At 35.2% G+C, this 23,541-nt stretch carries 22 protein-coding genes; 12 read left to right on the top strand and 10 right to left on the bottom strand.

Features of this window, described 5'->3' with window-relative positions; genetic code table 11:
- Nucleotide 1 precedes the first annotated feature (1 nt).
- Nucleotides 2-2,344 carry a molybdopterin-dependent oxidoreductase gene (locus H6X70_RS11285; RefSeq protein ID WP_194767800.1) on the bottom strand — a complete coding sequence of 781 codons (2,343 nt, stop codon included), beginning with the start codon at nt 2,342-2,344 and terminating at the stop codon, nt 2-4.
- Between the two features lies 1 nt (nt 2,345).
- The gene (locus H6X70_RS11280; RefSeq protein WP_194767799.1) at nt 2,346-2,585 is read right to left on the bottom strand and encodes a hypothetical protein; all 240 of its coding nucleotides are present in this window, start codon (nt 2,583-2,585) and stop codon (nt 2,346-2,348) included.
- A gap of 137 nt (nt 2,586-2,722) precedes the next feature.
- On the opposite strand from H6X70_RS11280, the gene glp reads away from it, so the two are divergent.
- From glp to H6X70_RS11220, 12 genes are all read left to right on the top strand, one after another.
- Nucleotides 2,723-3,901, top strand: a complete 1,179-nt coding sequence (gene glp, locus H6X70_RS11275; protein WP_194767798.1) for a gephyrin-like molybdotransferase Glp — start codon at nt 2,723-2,725, stop codon at nt 3,899-3,901.
- A 15-nt stretch (nt 3,902-3,916) separates the two neighbouring features.
- Entirely contained in the window at nt 3,917-4,255 is a 339-nt protein-coding gene (locus tag H6X70_RS11270; RefSeq protein WP_194767797.1) for a winged helix-turn-helix domain-containing protein, read from the top strand.
- Nucleotides 4,256-4,503: 248 nt separating this feature from the next.
- Nucleotides 4,504-4,857, top strand: coding sequence for a four helix bundle protein (locus H6X70_RS11265; RefSeq protein ID WP_194767796.1), 354 nt, complete (start codon nt 4,504-4,506; stop codon nt 4,855-4,857).
- Nucleotides 4,858-4,950: 93 nt separating this feature from the next.
- Complete coding sequence (locus H6X70_RS11260) at nt 4,951-5,691, top strand: sulfite exporter TauE/SafE family protein (RefSeq protein ID WP_194767795.1); 741 nt, start codon at nt 4,951-4,953, stop codon at nt 5,689-5,691.
- 1 nt (nt 5,692) lies between these two features.
- Nucleotides 5,693-6,280 carry a molybdenum cofactor guanylyltransferase gene (locus tag H6X70_RS11255; protein WP_194767794.1) on the top strand — a complete coding sequence of 196 codons (588 nt, stop codon included), beginning with the start codon at nt 5,693-5,695 and terminating at the stop codon, nt 6,278-6,280.
- Nucleotides 6,264-6,497, top strand: a complete 234-nt coding sequence (locus H6X70_RS11250; protein ID WP_194767793.1) for a MoaD/ThiS family protein — start codon at nt 6,264-6,266, stop codon at nt 6,495-6,497. Before H6X70_RS11255 ends, H6X70_RS11250 begins: the two co-directional genes overlap by 17 nt.
- A 114-nt stretch (nt 6,498-6,611) precedes the next feature.
- A complete protein-coding gene (moeB, locus tag H6X70_RS11245; protein ID WP_194767792.1) occupies nt 6,612-7,706 on the top strand; it encodes a HesA/MoeB/ThiF family protein in 1,095 nt (364 codons plus the stop codon).
- A gap of 61 nt (nt 7,707-7,767) precedes the next feature.
- A complete protein-coding gene (locus H6X70_RS11240; protein WP_194767791.1) occupies nt 7,768-8,211 on the top strand; it encodes a molybdenum cofactor biosynthesis protein MoaE in 444 nt (147 codons plus the stop codon).
- Between the two features lie 106 nt (nt 8,212-8,317).
- Nucleotides 8,318-8,671, top strand: coding sequence for a four helix bundle protein (locus tag H6X70_RS11235; RefSeq protein WP_194767790.1), 354 nt, complete (start codon nt 8,318-8,320; stop codon nt 8,669-8,671).
- Between the two features lie 356 nt (nt 8,672-9,027).
- Nucleotides 9,028-9,939: a bifunctional molybdenum cofactor biosynthesis protein MoaC/MoaB gene (moaCB, locus tag H6X70_RS11230; protein ID WP_067150728.1), complete on the top strand. Its 912-nt coding sequence runs from the start codon at nt 9,028-9,030 to the stop codon at nt 9,937-9,939.
- An 87-nt stretch (nt 9,940-10,026) separates the two neighbouring features.
- Nucleotides 10,027-11,034: a GTP 3',8-cyclase MoaA gene (gene moaA, locus H6X70_RS11225; protein WP_194767789.1), complete on the top strand. Its 1,008-nt coding sequence runs from the start codon at nt 10,027-10,029 to the stop codon at nt 11,032-11,034.
- A gap of 83 nt (nt 11,035-11,117) precedes the next feature.
- Entirely contained in the window at nt 11,118-11,702 is a 585-nt protein-coding gene (locus H6X70_RS11220) for a DUF4878 domain-containing protein (protein WP_194767788.1), read from the top strand.
- Nucleotides 11,703-11,834: 132 nt separating this feature from the next.
- Here H6X70_RS11220 and H6X70_RS11215 read toward each other — a convergent pair whose 3' ends face one another.
- The 8 genes from H6X70_RS11215 to nirD form a co-directional block, all read right to left on the bottom strand.
- A complete protein-coding gene (locus tag H6X70_RS11215) occupies nt 11,835-13,268 on the bottom strand; it encodes a rubredoxin (protein WP_194767787.1) in 1,434 nt (477 codons plus the stop codon).
- The gene (locus tag H6X70_RS11210; RefSeq protein WP_194767786.1) at nt 13,268-16,789 is read right to left on the bottom strand and encodes a nitrate reductase; all 3,522 of its coding nucleotides are present in this window, start codon (nt 16,787-16,789) and stop codon (nt 13,268-13,270) included. Before H6X70_RS11210 ends, H6X70_RS11215 begins: the two co-directional genes overlap by 1 nt.
- A 599-nt stretch (nt 16,790-17,388) precedes the next feature.
- Nucleotides 17,389-18,873, bottom strand: a complete 1,485-nt coding sequence (locus H6X70_RS11205; protein ID WP_194767785.1) for an MFS transporter — start codon at nt 18,871-18,873, stop codon at nt 17,389-17,391.
- Between the two features lie 448 nt (nt 18,874-19,321).
- Nucleotides 19,322-19,987 (bottom strand): response regulator transcription factor, encoded by a 666-nt coding sequence (locus tag H6X70_RS11200; RefSeq protein ID WP_194767784.1) that lies wholly within the window; start codon nt 19,985-19,987, stop codon nt 19,322-19,324.
- Between the two features lie 51 nt (nt 19,988-20,038).
- On the bottom strand, nt 20,039-20,419 hold the full coding sequence (locus H6X70_RS11195; protein WP_194767783.1) for a RidA family protein: 381 nt from the start codon (nt 20,417-20,419) through the stop codon (nt 20,039-20,041).
- Nucleotides 20,420-20,456: 37 nt separating this feature from the next.
- Nucleotides 20,457-22,277, bottom strand: coding sequence for an ATP-binding protein (locus H6X70_RS11190; RefSeq protein ID WP_194767782.1), 1,821 nt, complete (start codon nt 22,275-22,277; stop codon nt 20,457-20,459).
- A 10-nt stretch (nt 22,278-22,287) separates the two neighbouring features.
- Entirely contained in the window at nt 22,288-22,872 is a 585-nt protein-coding gene (locus H6X70_RS11185) for a DUF4202 domain-containing protein (protein WP_194767781.1), read from the bottom strand.
- Nucleotides 22,873-22,893: 21 nt separating this feature from the next.
- A complete protein-coding gene (gene nirD, locus H6X70_RS11180; RefSeq protein ID WP_194767780.1) occupies nt 22,894-23,277 on the bottom strand; it encodes a nitrite reductase small subunit NirD in 384 nt (127 codons plus the stop codon).
- Between the last annotated feature and the right edge of the window lie 264 nt (nt 23,278-23,541).

Genomic DNA, 23,541 nt, shown 5'->3' with positions numbered 1-23,541 from the left:
CCTATGCTTTTTCTACTTTAACAGCGCATTTTTTAAAATCTGGCTCTTTAGAAATCGGACAAAAAGCATCTAAAGTTACATCGTTAATCATCATGTTTTCATCAAAAAACGGAACGAAAACCTGACCTTTAGTTGGTAATCCTCTTTCATTTATTGAAGCCGGCAACACACATGAACCACGTCGTGAGGTTACTTTTATAAGTTCGCCGTTTCTAATCTCTAAAGCTTTAGCATCGTCTGGATGAAACTCGACATAAGCATGTGGCATGGCTTGATTTAACACAGGAATTCTACGTGTCATAGACCCCGTATGCCAATGCTCTATCACTCTTCCTGTATCTAACCAAAATGGATATTCTTTATCTGGAACTTCTGGAGCTGGTTCATAAGGACGCTGCCAAATAACAGCTCTGCCATCTGGTTTTCCGTAAAAATCGAAGCCAGAACCTTTTTTACAAGCAGGATCAAACTCCTCGTTAAAACGCCACTGTGTTGATTTACCATCAACATAAGGCCAAATGGCGCCAGATTCTTTTTTCAGAACCTCTAAAGGTGCCATACCATGTTTTGCTCCTTCATGAAACTGGCGGTATTCATTAAATATTTCTTCAACGTGATTTTCTTTACTATAAGGGAATAAATCACCATAACCCATACGTCTTGCCACCTCAATAAACATCCAAGCATCGGGAGTGGTTTCTCCTGGACCTTCAACCATTTTATCCCAGTATTGGGTTCTACGTTCTGAATTTCCATATAAACCACTTTTTTCAATATGCCATGATGCTGGTAAAATAACATCAGCCACATCGGAAGTTGGCGTAGGAAACACATCAGAAACCACAACAAAACAAGAGTCTTTTTGCATCGCCGGACGATAACGACTTGTTTTTGGCAAGGATACTAATGGATTGGTTGCTTGGGTCCATATAAATTTAATGTCGCCACGATCTACAGCTCTAAACATTTCGGTAGCGTGATAGGTAGGCTTCGACGGAATACGTTCTACAGGAACTTTCCAAATCTTTGCTGCTAACTTTCTATTTTCTTCATTTGTAACAACACCTTTAGGTAGTTTATGGGTAAAAGTACCAACCTCACGTGCTGTACCACAAGCAGAAGGTTGTCCCGTTAAAGAAAATGGTCCATTTCCTGGTTTCGAGATTTTCCCTGTAAGTAAATGAATGTTGTACACTAAATTATTAATCCAAGTTCCGCGTGTATGCTGATTCATTCCCATACACCAATAAGACACTACTTTTTTGTTTGGATCGCCGTAAATAGCTGCCAAATACTTAATATCTTTTACCGAAACTCTAGAATATTTTGCTACTTTTTCTGGAGTATAATCTTCTAAAAATTCTTTATACGCCGCAAAATCTATTTTTTCTGGTTTGTCGGTGAAACTAAAATTATCTTCTAAACCATAACCTATATTGGTTAATCCTTTACTGAAATTACAATGGTTTTCAACAAAATATTTATCTACCCAACCATTATTCACTATTTCATAACAAATAGCATTTGCCACAGCCAAATCGGTTTGAGGCTCAAATAAAATAGAACGATCGGAAGCCGTACTAGAACGCGTTGTTCTTGTAGCGAAATCAATTATTTTAGCACCTCTCCTACTTTTTTGCTCCAACATTCTTGAAAATAATACAGGATGCATTTCTGCCATATTATTTCCCCAAGTGATAAAATAATCGGCATGATCGATATCTTCATAACATCCCATAGGCTCATCGGCACCAAAAGTGGTTAAAAATCCTGTTACCGCACTCGCCATACATAAACGTGCATTACAATCTAAATTATTCGTTCCAATAGCTCCTTTCATTAATTTTGAAGCGATATAACCTTCAGGGATTGTAGACTGCCCCGAAGTATACATAGCCACAGCATCTTTACCATGACTTTCAATGGTTTCCTTCATCTTGCTTGCAACAAGATCTAAAGCTTCATTAATAGGTGTCTTTACGTATGTACCGTTTTTCTTAACCAATGCATGCGTTAATCGGTCTTTCGCCTGAATACACATGGTTTGATGATATCCTTTAACACAAAGCAATCCTTTATTAACAGAACTATTAGGGTCGCCTTTTACTGCAACGGCTTTACCATTTTCTACACCAACTAAAATACCACAACCTACACCACAAAAACGACAAGGCCCTTTTTTCCAATCTAAATTAGCCGCATTAGGTATGTTTTTCTCTTGCTCTGCGGCAAAGATTATGCCTGGAAACATAGTTGCAGCAGCAGTCATTGCAGCAGCAGCTGCCATCTTTTTTAAAAAATCTCGTCTACTAGAAAGCACACTGTTAGATAGAGTGTTTTGCATATTAATTGTTTTTAGGTGTATCAAATCCAGAAACCATAGCCAACAGTTTTAAACTATCTATGGCTTCAATGGTTTCTTTTAATTGTTCATCTTCTTTTAAAGTATCGGTTTCTGTAACTATAATAAGTACATCGTTGTTTTCTGCAGGAATAACATCACATTTTGAAATTTGTGATAAAGCGATTACAAGATCATCTTTTTTACCATCGTAGGGGTGCGCTAAATAGCTCTTAATTGGCATATTATCAATTTCTGTATTGGTTTTCTAAATTTAAGGTAAAATTATGTTAAATAAAAATGTCTAAAACTGACTTATATCATGTTTAGAAAAAAAATGATTTCGCTATATTTGCATGGACACAACGAAAAGCAACTTTTATGGTTTCAATTGCAGAAGCAATAACAACAGTTAAAAACAACGGAACACCCCTTATAAAAAAATGCGTCAAGCCTATTGAAAAAGCAGGAGGATACCTATTGTTTGAAGATATAAATTCCCCTATAAACATGCCCCCTTTTAGGCAATCGGCAATGGATGGTTATGCCTTAAACAGGCACGACAAACTAGTCTATAACTTAGTTGGAGAAATAAAAGCTGGCGATGCTTTTCAACCCGTTTTACAGCCTGGCGAAGCAGTACGAATTTTTACAGGTGCTGCAGTTCCAGATTCTGCAAACGCAGTAATGATGCAAGAAAAAGTTGAAAACCACGGAAAAACCATTGAAATAGCGCATCAAATTGATTTAGAACTTAATATTCGTCCGTTAGGTGAGCAAGTTAAAACCGGAGATATCGCTTTAAAAAAAGGAACAAAGCTTACGCCTGCGGCTATTGGTTATCTTATTTCTTTAGGAATTACAGAAGTTCCAGTTTATAAAAAACCAAGTATTGCTATCGTAACCACTGGAAACGAACTAATTGAAGCTGGACAACCTCTTTCTCACGGAAAAATTTACGAAAGCAATTCCAAAATGCTTTTAAGTGCGCTCTACAATTTAAAATTTTACGATGTCAATTTATATAAAGTTGAAGACGATTTCGAACAAACTAAATCCACACTAAAAACCGCTATAAACACTAACGACTTGGTGCTTATTACAGGTGGAATTTCAGTGGGCGATTACGATTTTGTTGGCAAGGCTCTAGAAGATTTAAACGTGAAGGAGCTATTTTATAAAGTGGCCCAAAAACCTGGAAAACCTTTATTCTACGGAAAAAAAGAAGCCACTCAAATTTTTGCATTGCCAGGAAATCCTGCTGCAGCATTAACCTGTTTTTATGTGTATGTGTATATCGCTTTACAACAAATGATGAATCGTGATGAAGTTGAATTACCTCGCATACAGGCTAAATCGAAATCTAATTTTGAAAAACGTGGCGATCGTCCGCAATTTTTAAAAGCCATATATACTGATGGTACTGTTGAAATTTTAGAAGGTCAAAACTCATCAATGTTACAAACTTTTGCGCTTTCAAACGCTTTGATTTATGTGCCAGGCGATGTGATGACGATTTCTGAAAACGATACCGTAGAAGTTATTCTTTTACCTCTTTAAACAAACTTAATTATTATGGGTTATAAAATTAAAAGTAGAATTTGGATCGAATCGGATAACAATGTGCTTCTGGGTGAAGGCCGCGTGCATTTATTAAAAGCGATTCATGAAACGGGTTCGCTTTCCAAAGGCGCACGTTCTTTAAACATATCCTATAAAAAAGCCTGGCAACTTTTAGACTCGGTAAATAAATCGGCTAAAAAACCAGTCACCATTAATAGCGTTGGCGGCAAAGGCGGTGGCGGTGTAGAACTCACCCAATACGGACAATCATTAATTGAAACCTTCGATGAAATCAATCAGAATTGCTGGGATTTTTTGGATGAGCAGTTGGGGAAATTGGAGTTATTGTAGAAGTGCCTGTTATAATTAGTGCCTAAAGTGTGCTAAAGTTGAAAGTATTTAAAGTTAAGGGCACGTGTTAAAAAAGTGTTTAAAGTGCTCTAAAGTTGGAAGTACTTAAAGTTAGGGGTACGTGTTTAAAAAGTGCCTAAAGTGTGCTAAAGTTGGAAGTATTTAAAGTTAGTGGGACGTGTTAAAAAAGAGATTGAAGTTTACTAAAATTACAGGAACAGAGATATAAAAGTGATAAATTAAAAATAATGGATAATAAAGAATTTGCTAAAAAACTAGAGTTTAGAACACGACAATTTGGAATATCCATAATTAAAATATCCTCTTTATTACCACAAACTGTAGAAGCAAAAGTCATTAAAAATCAGATAACAAAATCAGGTACTAGTATTGGTGCTAATTATCGTGAAGCAAATCGATCTCGGAGTCAGCGAGACTTTAAAAACAAAATTAAAATTTCAGAAAGTGAAGCCAGCGAAACCGAATACTGGTTAGAAATAATAAAAGATTTGAATTGGATAGAAAATGAAAAGTTAAACCCCGTAATAAAAGAAACAAAAGAACTCCTAGCTCTGTTTACTGCAATAGCAAACAAACTTTAAACTTCAAACAATAGTAACTTTAAATACTTCAGACACTTTTAACTTTTAACTTTAAATACTTTAGGCACTCTAGGCACTTTTAACTCAAAAAACATGCTCCAAACCGAAAACATATACATATTCCTAGCAATCTTACCCATTGTGTCTTTCCTGTACTCAAGTGTGGGGCACGGTGGCGCAAGTGGCTATTTGGCGCTTATGGCTTTGTTTTCATTTGCACCAGAAACCATGAAGCCTACCGCTTTATTGCTTAATTTATTTGTTGCAGGGATTTCATTCTATTATTATTTTAAAGCTGGGTTCTTTAATAAAAAACTATTTATAAGCTTCGCCATCGCTTCCATTCCTTTGGCTTTTTTAGGAGGCACTATTGAAGTTGATGCATCTATTTATAAAAAAATTCTAGCCGTTTTGTTAGTCTTTGCCATTCTAAAAATGCTGAATGTATTCGGAAAAGAAAACGACAAAATTAAAGATGTTAAGCTTTGGCAAGGTTTAGTTGTTGGTGGTATTATCGGATTCTTTTCAGGACTGATAGGTATAGGTGGTGGCATTATATTAACGCCTGTTATTTTACTCTTGCATTGGGGTAAAATGAAGGAAGCCGCAGCCGTTTCTGCCCTTTTTATTTGGGTGAATTCTGCAGCGGGACTAATCGGACAAATAAGTAGCGGCGTAACTATTGAAAAAGAATCGTTTTTATTAGTCGCCATCGCCTTAATTGGAGGTGTTTTAGGCGGTTATTACGGCAGTAAAAAAATTAACAACACCAAATTACGATACATTTTAGCCTTTGTACTCATTATAGCTTGTGCTAAATTATTTTTCACATAAAATGATTGACAAAAAACACATAACAGGCCTTATTTTATCTGGCGGAAAAAGTAGCCGGATGGGTACCGATAAAGGTTTTTTAAGCCTTAACGGAAAACCCTTCATGCAATACAGTATTGATGCTTTAAAGCCTTTGGTTTCTGAAATTATCATCGTTTCAGACCACACAGCTCATGATGCTTTAAATTATAAAAGGGTTAGTGATAATATTAAAAATGCGGGACCCGTAGCAGGCATTGCCGCTGGATTAGAAGCTTCAAAAACCGTTTACAACTTGGTTTTAAGTTGCGATATTCCATTGATTAAAACATCAATTTTAGAAAAGCTTATACAGAATATGGATACCGATTTCGATATCATTCAAATTGAAAGCAACAATAAATCCATGCCACTCATTGCTTTGTACCACAAACGCTGTGCGCCTATTTTTAAAAATTTGGTTATAAATGATGAAAGACGCTTACGGGTTGCTGTGAACACCTGTAAGGTTAAAAATGTGGTTTTAAATACGGAAGAAGAACAGCTAAGTACTATGAATGTAAACACACAAGAAGAACTAAAACAATTGAAAGATGCTTTTAACCATTAAATATTTCGGACTTATTGCTGAAGTCACGCAGAAAAGCGAGGAAACTTTAGAGTTTTCAGGCAAACATATTTCTGAGCTTTTAACACTTTTGTATACTAAATATGAAGCTTTGAAAACCAAAGATTTTCAAGTGGCCCAGAATCAAGAATTGGTTGCTACAGATGCTATAGTAAACGGACAAGAAATTGCATTGTTACCTCCGTTTGCTGGCGGGTAATTTATAACGGTTATTTAAGACCTTTCAGGTTTCTAAAACCTGAAAGGTCTGGAAAAGTAAAAATATAAATCACAAATTAGGTAGGAAGAGATTCCTGCCTTCGCAGGAATTAAAATGAGATACAACAGACACATCATACTATCAGAAATTGGTCAGGAAGGGCAAGATAAAATTTCAAAAGCCAAAGTATTAGCTATTGGCGCTGGTGGTTTAGGTTGCCCAATCTTGCAATACCTCGCAGCAGCTGGTGTTGGCACCATTGGCATCATCGATTTTGATACGGTTGACTTATCAAACTTACAACGTCAAATTTTATTTGGTAGCGCTTCAATAGGCAAAAATAAGGCACTTGCGGCTAAAGAACGTTTATCCGATTTAAACGCAGATATTACCATAAACACCTACCCCGAACGCTTAACACATCAAAATGCATTAGAGCTTTTCGAACAGTATGATATTATTATAGATGGTTCCGATAATTTTGAAACGCGCTATTTGGTAAACGATGCCTGCGTAATCACCAACAAACCACTCGTTTTTGGTTCTATATTTAAGTTTGAAGGTCAGGTTTCGGTATTTAATTATCAAAACGGCCCTTCATACCGCTGTCTTTTCCCGAATCCACCAGAAAAAGGTGCTGTTCCTAACTGCTCTGAAATTGGTGTTTTAGGTGTCCTCCCTGGCATTATAGGCACCATGCAGGCTAACGAAGTCTTAAAAATTATTTTAGGGATTGGCAACGTGCTTTCAGGACAACTTTTATGCTACAATGCATTAACGCTTCAAAACACGATTTTAAAAATCAACCGTTCTGAAAGCGCTATTGAATTGGTTTTAAAAGACAAGGATAATTTTCAAAAGCAACACATTAATATAGGCTGTGAAGTTCCAACAGAGAACATTTCAATTTACGATGTTTCATTAGAAGATAACATGCAATTTATCGATGTACGAGAAGACCACGAACAACCAAAAGTTGAAGCTATTCCTATCACATATGTACCGCTATCTGAATTAGAAGAAGGATACATCAACATAGACACTTCCAAAAAGGCTTATGTTTTTTGTCAAGCAGGAATACGTAGTGAACATGCTGTAGAACGACTTCAAGAATTGGGCATTACTAATTGTTTTAGTCTGATTGAAGGCGCTGCGGAAATTAATGATTATTTAAATGAGCAATTGGAAACTAAATCAGTAAAATCATAAAATTTATAATAACAAGAGCCTTTAGGTTTTTGAAACCTGAAGGCTCTGAAAAACATATACAATGGAAACAAAAAAAACTAAAAACGTATTTCAAGAAGGCGCAATAACTTCCGATTTTATTGGGAATTCAATTTACAAACACCAAACAAAAACAAGCATTGGCGCGCATAACATTTTCCTCGGACAAGTTAGAGCCGATGAGATTGACGGAAAAACCGTTTCTGCCATAGAATACACGGCTTACGAGGATATGGCTAATCAGAAATTCTACGACATTCGTGAGTCTGCTTTCGAGAAATTCGACTTAACCTGCATGCATATTTATCACAGTTTAGGTACTGTAAAAGCAGGCGAAATTTGCTTATTTGTATTCGTGTCCTCACCAAGACGAAAAGTAGTATTCGAAGCTCTAGAATACATCGTTGAAGCCATTAAAGCCGATGTTCCGGTTTTTGGAAAAGAGATTTTCGAAGATGACTCGCATCAATGGAAGGTTAATAATTGATTATTTTTTAATGACTAATGATTATTCCTATGAAACCCTGAAGGAATTGATTATTTATTATTGAATATTGATTATTCCACTGAAACCCTGAAAAAAATGATTATTTATGAAGGAAGCCTTAAAAAATAGAACTAAAATTTTTGCACATAATTGCATTAAAATCACAGGGCAATTCCCTAACAATTATTTAGCAAATCATATAAAAGGGCAATTAATTAGATGTTCTACTTCTGTTGCAGCAAATTATAGAGCGACTTGTATTGCACAATCAAAAGCTAGTTTTATATCCAAAATAAGTATCGTAATTGAAGAAGTTGATGAATCGAATTTTTGGATCGAATTTGCTTTAGATGAAAATTTAATTCAGAAAGAAAGCGTAGAATGCATCTTGAAAGAATCACGAGAATTAACAGCAATTTTTATGGCTTCTAGGAAAACAGCAAGCATAAATAGGCAATAAAAAAAATAAATCTAAAAAGGGTCAACATGTATAATTTTTAAATAGAATTCGCTTTAAGTCAATAGTTAATTCAAAAATAAAACAGTGAACTAAACTTGATAAAATCTCAAAAATTAAAAACAAACTTTTAGGTCTCTAGAAAAACGGCAAACACAAATAATCAATAAAAAATAAATTAAAAAAATATCATCTCGTTGACTCTTTAAATAGAATTCGCTTTAAATCAAAACTTAATTCAAAATAAAACAGAGAACAAATCTTGATAAAATCACGAAAATTAAAAACAAACTTTAAGGTCTCTAGAATACCAGCAAACACAAATAATCAATAAAAAATAATAATTAATCAATCCCGAAATGGTCGACATCACACATAAAAACACAACATTACGTACAGCGGTAGCACAAGCTGTGGTAAAAGTTAGTAAACCAGAAACTATAGAAGCTATTAAAAATGATACAGTTCCTAAGGGGCATGTATTTGCTATGAGTAAGGCAGCAGGGCTTTTGGGCGTAAAACGTACGCCAGATATTTTGCCTGATTGCCACCCCTTACCTATCGAATTTACAGGCGTTGAATATGAAATCAATGGTTTAGAAATTTCGGTGATTTTTACCGTGAAAACCATCTATAAAACAGGCGTTGAAGTAGAAGCTATGCATGGTGCGAGTGTTGTAGCGCTTAACATGTACGACATGCTGAAACCTATTGATAAAGGCATTGAAATTCACGCCATCAAACTCCTTAATAAAAAAGGTGGGAAATCTGACTTTAAAGACCGCTTCCGTAAAGATTTAACCGCAGCTGTTGTGGTTTGTAGTGATACTATTTCGGCGGGACATAAAGAGGATAAAGCAGGGAAAGCTATTATTAAAAAGCTCGAGGAATCTGGGGTTAAAATATCAGAATACGTGATTATTCCAGATGAAAAAGACATCATTCAGCAAAAAGCTAAAAACTATCAAGAACAAGGTATCGATATGGTGATTTACACCGGAGGCACAGGTCTTTCGGGTAGAGATGTCACGCCTGAAGCTTTACTTCCAATTTTAGACAGACGTATTCCAGGAATTGAAGAGGCCATTCGTGGTTACGGACAAGAACGTACGCCGTTTTCCATGCTGTCAAGAAGTGTTGCTGGCACGATTTCAGACACGCTAGTTTTGGCGTTACCAGGATCGACTAATGGTGCTAAAGAATCTATGGACGCTATTTTCCCTGGGGTTTTGCATAGTTTTAGAATATTGAAGGGGGCTAGGCATGATTAAAAATGTTGATGCGTTGAATTGTTTAATCGTTGAGTCGATTAACCGATTAAACAAATACACAGCTAAACAAATAAACAAATCAAAGTAATGAGCGAGAATAAAAACATATTACAAGATTCACACGGTAGAGATCACGCTTACTTGCGTATATCACTTATCGAACGCTGTAATTTAAGGTGTACCTATTGCATGCCAGAAGAAGGTGTTACCCTCTCTCCTAAAAGTGATTTAATGACCTACGAGGAGATATACGAAATCGCCAAAACTTTTGTAGATAATGGCGTTACCAAAATTAGATTAACAGGTGGCGAACCTTTAATTAGAAAAGACATTCCTATTATTTTGGAAAAACTCGCCACTTTACCGGTAGAACTTTCTATCACTTCCAATGCGGTGATTATTGATAAATACATTGATGTATTAAAAAAGTACGGTGTTAATAAAATCAATGTGAGTTTAGATTCTTTAGATGAAAGTAAATTTAAACACATTACACGACGACATGAGTTTAAAAAGGTGTACAACAACATTTTACTTTTAGTTAAAGAAGGTTTTACCGTAAAGGTTAATGCCGTTTTAATGAAAGGTTTTAATGAAAATGAAATCATCGATTTTATCAACTTCACCAAAGATTTACCTATTTCGGTGCGCTTTATAGAATTCATGCCTTTTGATGGTAACAAATGGGATATGAGCAAAATGGTTTCTTATGCTGAAGTGATGCGTTATGTTCACGACGCTTTCGCGGAAGACGAAGTAGAACGCTTACAAGATGCGCCTAATGATACTTCTAAAAACTATAGAATCAAGGGCTATCAAGGTTCTTTTGCGATTATAAGCTCGGTAACCAATCCGTTTTGCGATTCTTGTAACAGACTGCGTTTAACTGCAAACGGCCAGCTTAAAAACTGTTTATTTTCTTCAACCGAATCCGATTTATTAACTACGCTTCGTGCTGGAAAATCTATTGAATCTGTGATTCAAAAAGCGGTGTGGGCGAAATTGAAAGTCCGCGGTGGTATGGATACCTTAAAAAAACTTCAAGAACCGGAATTGCATACTAATAATAGGAGTATGACGGCTATTGGGGGGTAAAAAAATGTATTCATTACAAATTGAACATTGTTAATTGTTAATTGTTAATTGTTAATTGTTAATTGTAAAATTTATTTATTAAAATGAAGCGGTTTTTTAAAATCCTATTTTCAACTTTTGGGTTGATTATTTTAACAATTTCATGTAATAATAATCGAGATATTTCTTCTGAAGACATCGTTAAAAATTACTATTCAGCTTTAAATCATGGTGATTTTAAATTGATTTCTAAGTATATAACGGACAGTATTCAAACTACAGAAAAGGATTTTTTATTGACAAGAACCAAAAAAGAACTTTACACCCAATTTAGATGGGACTCTGTATTTACCCCTAAATATAAGATTGTTGAAATTAAAAATTATAAGGATTCGATTGGTGTTACAATCTCCAAAACATGCAAACGAATCAAGTTTCTTCAAGATTCCGCTATGGTTTACAAGGCTACATTTGTTTTAAAAGATAAACGTATTCAAAAAATTCATACTACTGATTATATCTTTCTAGATTTCAAAAAATGGCAGTCTAGACGCGATACGCTTACAACTTGGATAGATGAAAATTATAGTAACCTTTCTGGATTTTCAACTGATTTAACTCCTAAAGGAGCAAGTAACTACCTTAAAGCTATTGAACTTTTTGAAAACAATAGAAAAACTGAACACTAAAACAAAACTGTTTAAAAAGTGACATCTCCGGCGTCGATATGCTTTAAAATACAAATCCAAGCGCATTTTAAATATCGAACGCATGGGAGACATCGCACTCGAGTAAAGTGTGTTTTTTATATTTTATGAAGATTATTTCACTAAAACTTTCTTTTGAAAACTACTTTTAGGAGCTTCACAAAGTGAACATTCATAAGTTGCATCTAAACTTTCAAAAGGGGTGTTTGGCGCGATATTTTGAGTAATATCACCATAAACTTCGTTATAAACGGTTCCACAATCCGAACATTGGTAAACCTCTTCTTCGGTTGTTTCCGCTTTAGTGGCTTGAACTTCTTCTTCAGCTTCACGCTCGGTACCTAATTGTTCAAAATACAACTGACTTAATTCCATTAACAAACCAGGCAATTCAACCTTATCTACATCTTGAACATGCATGATGTATTTCTGCGTGTTCGGGTCGAAATTTTTAGCGTATAGAAGGTTATAAGTATCTCTAATTTTAAAATCGCCTATAGCTTCTGGCTGTTTATTTTTTTCAATAACAATGGATGTAAAGTTATAAGTATCGCTCTCGTAACTGGTAATCCCAAAGGTTAATCCGTAGGTACTAATATCATTTTGATCGAAATTAGTTACCAAATATTTTTTAAGATTTAAAGCTTCTCTGTCGTTAACCGGTAAGTGCCAGTTCATCTCTAACATCGAATGACGCACATTAATACCAAACTTACCTAAAAACTTCTCCCACTGCAACTTAGACTTTAAAGGAATTCCTTTTACAATAAAAGATTTCCAAGGCGTTATAGAAATTTTACCAATTTTGTTATCCGAACATAAGTCGCACATCGCTTTTAAGAAAGCCACATCGTAGCGGTTATTTCTCCAATATAATCCTAACCAATAGCGATCGGTTCCAATACGATTCATCCCTTCATAATAAGGAAAAGGATAAAATGGTACTTCCAAAGGATGATCAACGGTTCTATTATTTGTATCAATAGCATCGCTAACCAATTCGAAAACGGTTTCAATAGTTTCTGGTTCCTCTTGTAAAATGCCTTCAATAGCAAATTCAATCTTATCCATATCCCAACTATAAATAAGTGCTGGATACATTAAGGTTTTTTTCCAACCTGGTAGACGTACATATAAGTACCAATAATCTTCATGCTCTGAAGCAATAAAATTCACATTACCTGTAAATAAAGGCACCAAACGTTGTTTGGGATCTGTAATGTTAACTCGTAATTTAAGTTTATGCTTAAACTGCTCTAAAATATATAAATAACGGTCGCTGGTAAGCCATGCTGTACTTGGTAAAATTTCTGCCGAAACGTATGAAGATACGATGTTTTCAATACCATCGCGTTTTGGTTTTATAAATTGAATTTTATCAAAGTTAGTTAACTTGCTTTCATCTATTTCTTCGGGTAAAATAATATCTTGACGCGACCCAAATGAAATGGCATCTAAACCCAAAGCTTCTGCTGCTTCACAAATATCTTTTAACTCACCTGGCGATAATACACCACCGTTTATTTTCAGTCTATATGGCTCTTCCATTATGCTAATACTTTTGAATTGTGAAGAATTTCTCGAACTTCGGTTTTACAGCTTCCGCAGCCTAATCCTGCTCCTGTTTTATTACATAATTCTGTAAAATCGGTACAGCCTTTTGCGATAGCGTCTTCAATATTTCCTGCGCCAACTTGACTACAAGAACATACTAATTTCCCTAAAACAGGTGTATCGTTTGAAGCGCCACGAAGCAAGGTGTTTCGCTTGTCGGCCATTTCAATTTTACTTTCAATCATGGTTTTAAATTCGGCGAATTCATTTTTATCACCCATTAATACAGCCCCTACTAGCAAGTCGTCTTTTACAATACATTTTTTGTAATAACGCTTCTTTAGGTCGGTGAAAATAATTTCTTCATAACTATCATCGTTTTCAGGAACAATAATATCGCCAATACTACACAGATTTAAATCATTGAATTTCAATATATTCATAAGTACCGAGCCATTATAAGCACAGCTAATATCGCCAGCAATAAAGTTTGCTAAAATAGTAGCTTGTTCTTCTGCTGCAGAAGTAATTCCGAATAACTGATTGTTATATTCTGCAATTTCACCAATGGCAAAAATATCTTTATGCGAAGACTCTAAATGCTGATTCACTTTCACACCTCTACTACAAGCAATACCGTTTTCTCTAGCGATATCAATGTTAGGAATGGTACCAATGGCGTAAACAATAGCGTTAGCATTAATAAGTTTACCACTTTTTAGTGTGATGTTTAATTCGCCAGTATCTTCATCATCAAACACTGTACTTACTTCATTATCAAAATAAATTTGAATACCACGCTCTTGAACATCTAAAGCCAATAGTTTACTAGAAACTTTATCTAATTGACGCTCCATTAAACGCGATGCACGTTGTACAATGGTAATTTTAGCATTTTTATGTTTCATGGCTGCAGCCAACTCTAAACCTAGTAAACCACCACCAACAATAACCACATGCTGCTCTTCTGGCGGTAAATTTGTGGCATCTAAATAGGCTTTAAATGCATCGGCATCGCCTTTATTACGCATGGTAAAACGCCCAGGTAAATCAATTTGAACATCTTTAGGAATAAATGCACGACTCCCTGTTGCCAATATTAATTTATCGAAACTGTGCGTTTCATTATCACTATCGGTTATTATTTTGTTTTCTTTATCAATGAGTGAAATTTCCTTTTCAGGATGTAATTTTATATTCAACTTACTTAATTCCTTTTCTTTGATTTTAAGAAGTTGTTCCCATGATAATTCTTCGGTCACATATTCTGGCAATAAAACCCTGTTGTAAAACAAATGAGGTTCTTTTGAAAATACGTGAATTTCGTCAACCTCGTTATATTCTCTATAATTTTGAACAAAACGGAATGCTGCAGCTCCTGCTCCAACAATAACAATTTTTTCAACGGGTTTTTTATATTTTGAAACCGCTACTCGAGTAAACTTAAAATCGGGTTCTTTTGATGTAGGGTCTACGTGTGTATTGGTTAAATTATTCGCTCGGTTTAAATCGCTTTGCAACTGTTTTCCCCAGTGCATTGGTAAAAACACCACGCCTTTTTTAATGGTATCGGTAACTTTTGCACGCACTCTTACCACACCGTTTTCTCCTTTAACTTCAGTAATGGCACCGTCTTTAATTTTATTTAAAAAAGCATCAACGGGATTAATTTCTAAAACAGGCGTTGGGTAGTGCGTTTTTAATCGAGACACTTTACCTGTTTTAGTCATGGTGTGCCACTGGTCGCGAATACGGCCTGTGGTTAAGATTAACGGATAATCTTCATTAGGCTGTACCGAGGTGTTTTCAATGGTACTTGGTATATTAAATTGTGCCTTTTGCGATGGCGTATAAAACTTTTTATCTTCAAACAATCGAGGTGTCCCTGGATGTCTGTATTCTGGAACTGGCCACTGAAAAGTGCCTTCGTTTTTTAAACGGTCGTAATTTAGGAAAGACACATCGATATTGGTGCCTTTAGTCATGGAAGCATATTCATCATACACTTCGCTCGCATTGCTAAAATTGAACCCTCTAAAGCCCATACGCTGTGCGAAATCGCAGAAAATTTCGACATCTGGTCTGGCTTCTCCTGGCGGATCTAATTCTTTAGGAAGATAAGAAATACGTCTTTCAGAATTCGTCATCGTACCTTCTTTCTCCAACCATCCAGCAGCAGGCAGTACTAAATCTGCAAAATCTACCGTATCCGATTTATGTGAAATATCTTGAACGACCACAAACTTGGCGTTTTTCATGGCACTTTCAATACGGTGCGAATTTGGTAAACTCACCAACGGATTGGTACAAGCTATCCAAACAGCTTTAAGTTTTCCGCTTTCAAGCGCGTCGAACATTTCGGTTGCTGTTAACCCTGGCTTCGGATTAATTTTATCGACACCCCAAAACTGAGCTACTTCACGGCGGTGTTCTTCATTCATTAAATCTTTATGAACGGCTAATAAATTTGCCATCCCTCCTACTTCGCGTCCGCCCATAGCGTTAGGCTGCCCGGTAAGCGAAAAAGGACCAGAACCTGGTTTTCCAACCTGTCCTGTGATAAGCGATAAATTTAAAAGCGATACATTTTTATCGGTTCCAACAACACTTTGATTAAGCCCCATGGCCCACATGCTGATAAATCCTTTTGAAAGTCCAATAATTTTGGCTGCTTTTTTAATATCGTCTTCAGGAACACCACATAATTTTGATGCTTGTTTTAACGATGTTGAAAAGATTAATTCTTTATAAGCTTCAAAACCTTCAGTATATTTTTCGATAAATTTTTCATCAATCAACCCAATTTTATACAAGCATCTTGCAATGGCATTGTATAAAATAACATCGGTTCCCGGAAGTAATTGTAAGTGTAAATCGGCGAAATTTGCTGAATCTGTTTTTCTAGGATCTACAACAATAACTTTTACATCTGGATTTTCTTCTTTGCGTTTTTCAATCCGTCTAAAAAGAATAGGATGACACCAAGCTGGGTTTGCTCCCGAAATTAAAAAGCTATCTGCCAACTCAATATCGGCATAGGAAATTGGTACAGAATCCTCACCAAATGTTTTCTTATATCCCACCACAGCCGAACTCATACAAAGTCGGGAGTTGGTATCTATATTATTAGTTCCTAAAAAGCCTTTAGTAAGCTTGTTAGCAATGTAATATTCTTCGGTTAAACTTTGTCCAGACACATAAAAAGCAACGCTATCTGGGCCATGCTTTTTTATTATGGATTTAAAAACACTTGCAGCGCGATCCATAGCCGTATCCCAACTTACACGTTCGCGCGGATGCGAACGACTCCATCGCATTTCTGGATATAAAATTCTATCGGAAATATCGTTGGCAACATAATGCAGGTTCATCCCTTTAGAGCAAAGCATGCCCTTGTTTACAGGATGATCTTTATCACCTTCAACAAAAACCTTATTATTACTGTCTTTCTTTACAATAATACCGCAGCCTACACCACAATACGAACACGTAGTTTTTACTTCATTTTTAATCATTCAGACAAGCATTTTATACTAAATAATACATTTTAACATCAGAAAACAAATAGCAACTTCATTATTCTGAATACATCAAAAAAGGTGCTTTTAAATTTTATTATGATAAAATTCAGCAATCTATTTTGAGTTTTTCCACCTCATTAGAATTAGATATCTCGAGCAATGCTACAACCTAATTCTACTTGATTTTCAGCTTTCGCTGAAACGTCGATTTAAAAAAAACTACCGTAGTCACAACCACTATGATTCCAATTATGAAATAACCATAAGACACTACGGTAGCAAAAGTTACATGTCTTGCAACTTCATTCTTTCACTTTTATTAATTCGTGATTAAACATCACTTTATAAGAACTTTTTATTAGCTGTATTCCCCTGTTTAGACTCTAATTTTAGAGTTAATAAGATGTTATACCACTAACAGAATACTACATCTTTATCACGAAATTAAGTATTAATACTTAATTTAACAACACCGCAATTAAGTAACTCAAAATAATTACACTTTTGATAATTAAAGAACACCCCTTTTAATAATTTACTAAGAATCAGTTTCAAAATAGAACAGGTTCATTAGAAGTTAAAATTAGATCGTTTTATTTTCTTTCAAATTTATTTACTAATCCTGGCGTTGCTTTATCGGCCATTCTTTGAACCACTTTATGCATCCATATTAAACAGATTGCAGACAAGAATAACATTAATATCCAACAGCTAGACCAAAGACCGGTGCCTTCTAAAAGATATCCAAAAAGAATCGGACAAATGAAACCACCTAGACCTCCAAGCACACCAACCATACCACCAACAACACCAACTTCTTCAGGAAAATAATCTGGAATATGCTTATAAACGGCTGCTTTACCAATACCCCATATCGATCCTATTATGATAGCTACAATAGCAAATATCCAAAGGTTGGCTTGAAAATATATATGTGTATTACCTTTAGCTATTAATTGTTTCTTTTGAACAGTATCACCTTCTTTAACAAGCACTTCTTGCCAAGATTCTTTAATTGGAAAAATATGAAACTCTTCATCGGCTTGAGCTAGTTTATCGGTTTTAGCATTTATAGGATACTTAACACCTTCGAGTTCAATATAGGTATCGGTAACATCTGTAACGACTCCTGAAGCTTTCGCCATAACCCCCTTACCTGCAGAATAAATATCCATTTTTGGTACAATTAAAATGGCGCTAAAAACCAAGGTAGACCCAAGCACCCAATACATTACTTTTCTTGCTCCTACTTTATCGGACAACCAGCCACCAAAGGCTCTAATAATCCCTGAAGGCAAACTAAAACATGAAGCTAATATTCCTGCGGTTACCAAATCTAAACTGTAAACATTAGTATAATATGGCACCAACCAACCTGCAAAAGCCACGAAGCAACCAAATACTAAAAAGTAATACAAACCAAATCGCCATACTCTAATACTTTTAAGTGGTGTCATCATCGCTTTTAAATTTTTAGAGCTTGATGCCGGTTTTTTATTTTTAGTGGTTAAAAAAAACACCACTGCCATGATAACTAAACCTGCAGCATACATTTTTGGCATGTCTCTCCACCCCTCTAAATTTGTTTTATTATCGGTTAGGAAATTTAAAAGTTTAGGCCCTACCAATGTTGTTACTGCGGCACCAGCATTACCTGCCCCAAATATTCCCAGAGCAAGCCCCTGCTTTTCTTTTGGAAACCAAACCGAAGTAAAAGCAATTCCAACTGCAAAACTAGCACCTGCTAGACCAAATCCTAAACTACATAAGGCAAAAGCCCAAAAGTCGTTGGCATAAGACAACAAATACATAGGAACCGCACACAATAATAATAAGGCAACAAAAACAGGCTTCCCGCCCAACTTATCGGTTAAAATACCAGCTGGTAACCTAAAAATAGCACCCGTTAACACAGGAATACCTATTAACCACCCAATTTGTACTCCACTCCAATCAAACACTTGATTGTCTACTAAAAAAGTAACTAAAATTCCATTTAGCAACCACGCTGCAAAACAGAATGTAAAAGCTAAAGTGTTTATAAATAGTATTTTATTTGCGCCTTGTGTTGTGCTCATAGTTATAGTATTTTTAAATTTATAGTACAGAAACCATATATTCTTCAATACAAAACTAAGTATAAATACGTAATTATCATCCAAAAAATACGTAATTATATAAAAATGTGAGTTTAATAATTTATGAAAGGACTTTTTGAATAATTATTAAAAGGACTCGATTTTATTAAAAAAATTTGAAATATTAAAATACATTCTATGGAAAAAAACTGCTTAAAACATTTTTGAGAATCCATACTATTGCAGTTTATAATAAGCATGGTACATTTTGAAAATCATCAAACTCAATTAGACTTAGCCATAATAACCAATATAGCTAAGTCTTGCTCTACCCCCTGTGACTTCTAGTAAACAGGAGTTCGCAAAGTATAAGATAAAATATTACAATAGGGAACAGGTCGTTTAAATTTATGATCAAAAACGGGCAGATAAAGTTAAAAAGTAAGGACTAGCCCAAATCAAACTCTTTGGCTTTATTACTAAGTTCCATTAAGTTTTTAACTTCTAGTTTTTTCATCAAATTAAAACGATGGACTTCAGCAGTTCGCTTACTAATATTAAGTTCTTCAGCGATATCCTTGTTGTTTTTTAATTGCAGTACTAAATTAAGTATTTGCTTTTCGCGTTTGGTTAAATTAAACGGATCAATTTTCACCTTCTTTTCTGTAACAACTTCGGTATTTGTGTTTCCGTTTACAAAATTATTCATGATGATTGCCGAAACATCGCCTGTAAAATACTTACCTCCAGAAGCAATATTGGTCAACGCTTTTAAAAACTCTTCTTTACTTGCTCCTTTTAATAAATAACCATCGGCACCAGCTTGAATAGCCTTTACAACATATTCTTCTGAATCGTGCATAGACAACACCAAAGTACGCACGTCGGTGTACGTATCATTAATAGCTTTAACCACCTCTATACCGTTCATTTCTGGCATTCTAATATCCACGATCAACACATGTGGTTTCGTAGAAGCTATAATCTCTAAGGCTTCTTTTCCGTTTGAAGCTTCAGCAATAACTTTAATTCCAGATTGATCTTCTAAAAGTGCTTTTATGCCATCTCTCACCAAAACATGGTCGTCTGCAAGCACAACATTAATTATGTCCATAGATTCTAAATATAAGTACAAAAATAATAAAATTAAGTAAAAACTACGTATTTATATTTTAAGTGCTGTTACTTGAATTTCTATTTTCATTTTATCATTGGCTAATCCCGCCGAAAACATGGTTGCAGCCGGTTTCGCTGCTCCAAAATACTTTTTTAAAACTGGCCAACAGGCTTCAAACAAATTAGCATCTGGCAAAATATAGGTTACGCGTACTACATCTGCTAAACTAGCATGGGCTTGTTCTAGTGTGTCTTTTATATTGAGCAGACATTGTTCGGTTTGTTCAACAATATCATCACTTATCTGCATGGTTTTATAATTGTAACCTGTTGTTCCCGATACAAATATCCAATCGCCTTGAACCACAGCTCTGGAATAACCAATTTCTGCTTCAAAGGATGAACCAGAACTTATTAATTTTCGTTTCATCAATTAAAAAATACGTATTATTAAAAGGTATGTCTTACTACACTTCTTTTAAAGGAATATTCAAAGTAATTCGGGTGCCTTTTCCTTTTTCAGAACTAATAAAAAATCGGCCATCAATGTATTTAATTCGTTCGCGCATAAAGGTCATTCCCATACCACCATCGCCAGTTTTAATATGCTTAACCTTTTTAGGATCGAAACCTTTGCCATTATCGTCAATTACAATACTTAAAATGTTTTTACTATGCGATAAAGACACTAGAATATGCGAAGATTCGGCATATTTAATAGCGTTATTAATGGCTTCTTGAGTAATTCTGTAAATATTTATTTCGGTAAGTGAATCTAAACGCTGATTAAAATCGGTTTTATTAAAAAGCATGATTTGCTTCCCAGTAAGTTTCGATAATTCTTGAATAAGCTTCGCAATGGCAGGAACCACACCATGATCGGTTAATTCTGGTGGCGTTAAATTAAAGGTCGCCGTTCTAATCCCTTTTATAATTTCGGTAGTAAGGGTTTTTAAATGTTCAATTTTCGAAGTTGCTTTTTCAATGTCTTGGGTATCGATACTTTCTAAATTATATTTCAACCCAGTTAGCATTTGCCCAATGCCATCATGTACGTCTTTAGCAATTCTATTTTGTTCCTTTTCTTGGTTTTCAATAATCTTACTCGAAATAATTTTTTGCTGGTTCATCTTTTCCTCAAAACTTGCCGCAGTAAGTCTGGCAATTTCTAATTGCGCCACTTTCCTTTCGGTAATTTCGGAAGCGATAATAAGTATTTCCGATTTATCTTCAGTAGGACTATAGGGTATTATGGCCATTTCTAACCACACATCAACATGATTTTTGGTTGTAGATTTTACTTCACCTTGCCAACCCGTTTTTTTATGCTTTGCAATAAGATCCTCAATGGCCAACTGTTCATTTTCTACCGGCGAAAGTGTCGTCCAAAACAGGCCTTTATCGTTTAATTTCGAGTAATTATACAAACGCGAAAACTTATTGCCCATGTGCACAATTTGTCCGTTTGGTAAAATTCTAGCAAACAGCAGCGTGTCGTCCATGGCACGGCTAAGTGCTCGTAATTCTTTTATCGATTTTTCTTTAGCGATACTTAATTCATCGGCATCAAAAGCCATTTTTTTGGCGTGTTTTTCGGCATATAATAATTCTGTAAGTACCCCTTTAACCGATTTTGCTGCGGGCCAAAAAATAAATAAAAACTCAGCCAATAGAATTAATAAGGTTAATCCAGTTAACCACATTTCTAACTGTCTAAGTCGCGTTACTTTTCTGTCGGCCTCAAGATCGTATTGATTCACAATATCGTCCATCATCAACAAAAAGTCGCCTTCATTATTTTTGACAACTTCTACTTCCGAAGCAAAATTAGAAAAGCTTAAAGATGGATTGTTTTCAATTTTAGTAATAATGGCTTTTGAAGCGAAGTTAATCCTGTCGAATACAGGATTTAATATGGCAAAACGCGCATGGATTTCCGATGTGTTTTTTTCAGGAAGCCCTAAACTATCATTTCCATTTTGAAGTGCATAATGCGAAAGCTCCCAAAGATTTAGAGTTTCTTTTATTTTATTTTTAAGCCAAATTCTTTTATCTAAAGCAGTTTCCGAAGATAAGGAAACCACATCTTTTGTGAGTTTCTGGCTAAGCATACGCTGCCTTCCCGCCACGTTAATAACCGAAGAATCGGTGGCCTGATCGTTAAGGTGATTACGTATAAGTAGCTGGCTAACAATTACCGAAACGGCAATGGTGCTTAATGCAATAATATAAAGGCGACGTAATTTATCAAACGTTCTTTGGTCTAATGAATTACCTCGCTTTGCCATACGTTGCACTTTATGAAATTGCTTGTTTTACCAAGGCTAAACTCTTATCTGAATAAGGTAATTTTAAGGCTGCTTCATGGCCTTTATCAGACATTTTAACCCAGGTTTTTTTAAGAATATCAATGATTTTTTCATCATCGTGTTTGGCCGCAAATTCCTCGAAGTAATAATCTAAAAACACCAAACAAACGGTATCTTCAAGAATTTGAGTTTCCTCATTTTTCTTAATAAGTTTCTTATTAATCAACAAAGAAACGCGGTCTACAAACTGCGCATCATAACCAACTTGAGTTAAAATTTCGGCCGTTATTTCGGCGTGCATTTTTTTAAGAGTCTCACGCCACTTTAAATACCCAACACGATCCATAGGATATTCGTCTCTAGCTATTTTCCAACGACAAATATGTTGGGCGCGTGCTGCAATTTGAAGGGCTTTTGAAGCATCTGGATTAAACTGCAATAACTTCCTAGACATACGTTGCGAGTACAACAATTCTTTAGGATAATCCAAACCAGAAACCTGGTAAGTATTTGTGTCTTCTGCGTTTTTTTTATCAATTAAGGCTATTGCGGTTTCAAATCTTGTAGGCTTCATCTTATGTATATTTACTTTTCGTTAATCTGAAAAGCCAATATACACATTTCCCTTTTTAATTTTAACAGGATAGGTCGCAATTTTTAAATCTTCGCCTCCTAAATTCGAACCATCTTCCAAAGAAAAATTCTTTTTATGCATCGGGCAAGCCACTTTTGGAACGCCATCTTTGTCGCCAATCATCCCTAAAGACAAAACCATTTCCATTTTATGCGGACATAAATTCTGAGTCGCATACCATTTTCCAGTTCTTACAAAGTTATAAACCGCAATTTGTTTGGTTTTATACTTGATGCAGGCCCCGCTATTTTCAGGAAAATCTTCAACCACCCCTACTTTAAACCACTCCTTAACATTATCTTCTGAAACAGATTGGTATTGATTAAGTATATCTTGCTCTTGCATATCTCTATTTTTTGTTAATTCCTTTTATTATGTTGATTCGTTTAACTGTTTAATTGTTTAACCGACGTTTCAAATAAACAAATCTACTTTTTTATTCTGTTTATGCGTTTAATCGTTAATACGTTTAACCGATGTCACGATTACACAAATAATCGATTTAACGAATCAACTGTATTATTTTATTGGCGTTACCACAAGGGTCGGGCTTTCCGCTATATCTTTTTTATCGTACCTCAAAAAAGGATGCCGCTTCAATCCCTAACG

This window comes from Tamlana sp. I1, from assembly GCF_015355625.1.
In the GTDB taxonomy this organism is placed as follows: Bacteria; Bacteroidota; Bacteroidia; order Flavobacteriales; family Flavobacteriaceae; genus Pseudotamlana.
The sequence above is the reverse complement of the archived record's forward strand: the minus strand, read 5'-3'. Positions and strand labels throughout refer to the sequence as shown.

Coding starts and splice junctions, on each gene's coding strand:
- H6X70_RS11285 (WP_194767800.1), bottom strand. CDS start 2,344: ATGCAAAACACTCTATCTAACAGTGTGCTTTCTAGTAGACGAGATTTT.
- H6X70_RS11280 (WP_194767799.1), bottom strand. CDS start 2,585: ATGCCAATTAAGAGCTATTTAGCGCACCCCTACGATGGTAAAAAAGAT.
- glp (WP_194767798.1), top strand. CDS start 2,723: ATGGTTTCAATTGCAGAAGCAATAACAACAGTTAAAAACAACGGAACA.
- H6X70_RS11270 (WP_194767797.1), top strand. CDS start 3,917: ATGGGTTATAAAATTAAAAGTAGAATTTGGATCGAATCGGATAACAAT.
- H6X70_RS11265 (WP_194767796.1), top strand. CDS start 4,504: ATGGATAATAAAGAATTTGCTAAAAAACTAGAGTTTAGAACACGACAA.
- H6X70_RS11260 (WP_194767795.1), top strand. CDS start 4,951: ATGCTCCAAACCGAAAACATATACATATTCCTAGCAATCTTACCCATT.
- H6X70_RS11255 (WP_194767794.1), top strand. CDS start 5,693: ATGATTGACAAAAAACACATAACAGGCCTTATTTTATCTGGCGGAAAA.
- H6X70_RS11250 (WP_194767793.1), top strand. CDS start 6,264: ATGCTTTTAACCATTAAATATTTCGGACTTATTGCTGAAGTCACGCAG.
- moeB (WP_194767792.1), top strand. CDS start 6,612: ATGAGATACAACAGACACATCATACTATCAGAAATTGGTCAGGAAGGG.
- H6X70_RS11240 (WP_194767791.1), top strand. CDS start 7,768: ATGGAAACAAAAAAAACTAAAAACGTATTTCAAGAAGGCGCAATAACT.
- H6X70_RS11235 (WP_194767790.1), top strand. CDS start 8,318: ATGAAGGAAGCCTTAAAAAATAGAACTAAAATTTTTGCACATAATTGC.
- moaCB (WP_067150728.1), top strand. CDS start 9,028: ATGGTCGACATCACACATAAAAACACAACATTACGTACAGCGGTAGCA.
- moaA (WP_194767789.1), top strand. CDS start 10,027: ATGAGCGAGAATAAAAACATATTACAAGATTCACACGGTAGAGATCAC.
- H6X70_RS11220 (WP_194767788.1), top strand. CDS start 11,118: ATGAAGCGGTTTTTTAAAATCCTATTTTCAACTTTTGGGTTGATTATT.
- H6X70_RS11215 (WP_194767787.1), bottom strand. CDS start 13,268: ATGGAAGAGCCATATAGACTGAAAATAAACGGTGGTGTATTATCGCCA.
- H6X70_RS11210 (WP_194767786.1), bottom strand. CDS start 16,789: ATGATTAAAAATGAAGTAAAAACTACGTGTTCGTATTGTGGTGTAGGC.
- H6X70_RS11205 (WP_194767785.1), bottom strand. CDS start 18,873: ATGAGCACAACACAAGGCGCAAATAAAATACTATTTATAAACACTTTA.
- H6X70_RS11200 (WP_194767784.1), bottom strand. CDS start 19,987: ATGGACATAATTAATGTTGTGCTTGCAGACGACCATGTTTTGGTGAGA.
- H6X70_RS11195 (WP_194767783.1), bottom strand. CDS start 20,419: ATGAAACGAAAATTAATAAGTTCTGGTTCATCCTTTGAAGCAGAAATT.
- H6X70_RS11190 (WP_194767782.1), bottom strand. CDS start 22,277: ATGGCAAAGCGAGGTAATTCATTAGACCAAAGAACGTTTGATAAATTA.
- H6X70_RS11185 (WP_194767781.1), bottom strand. CDS start 22,872: ATGAAGCCTACAAGATTTGAAACCGCAATAGCCTTAATTGATAAAAAA.
- nirD (WP_194767780.1), bottom strand. CDS start 23,277: ATGCAAGAGCAAGATATACTTAATCAATACCAATCTGTTTCAGAAGAT.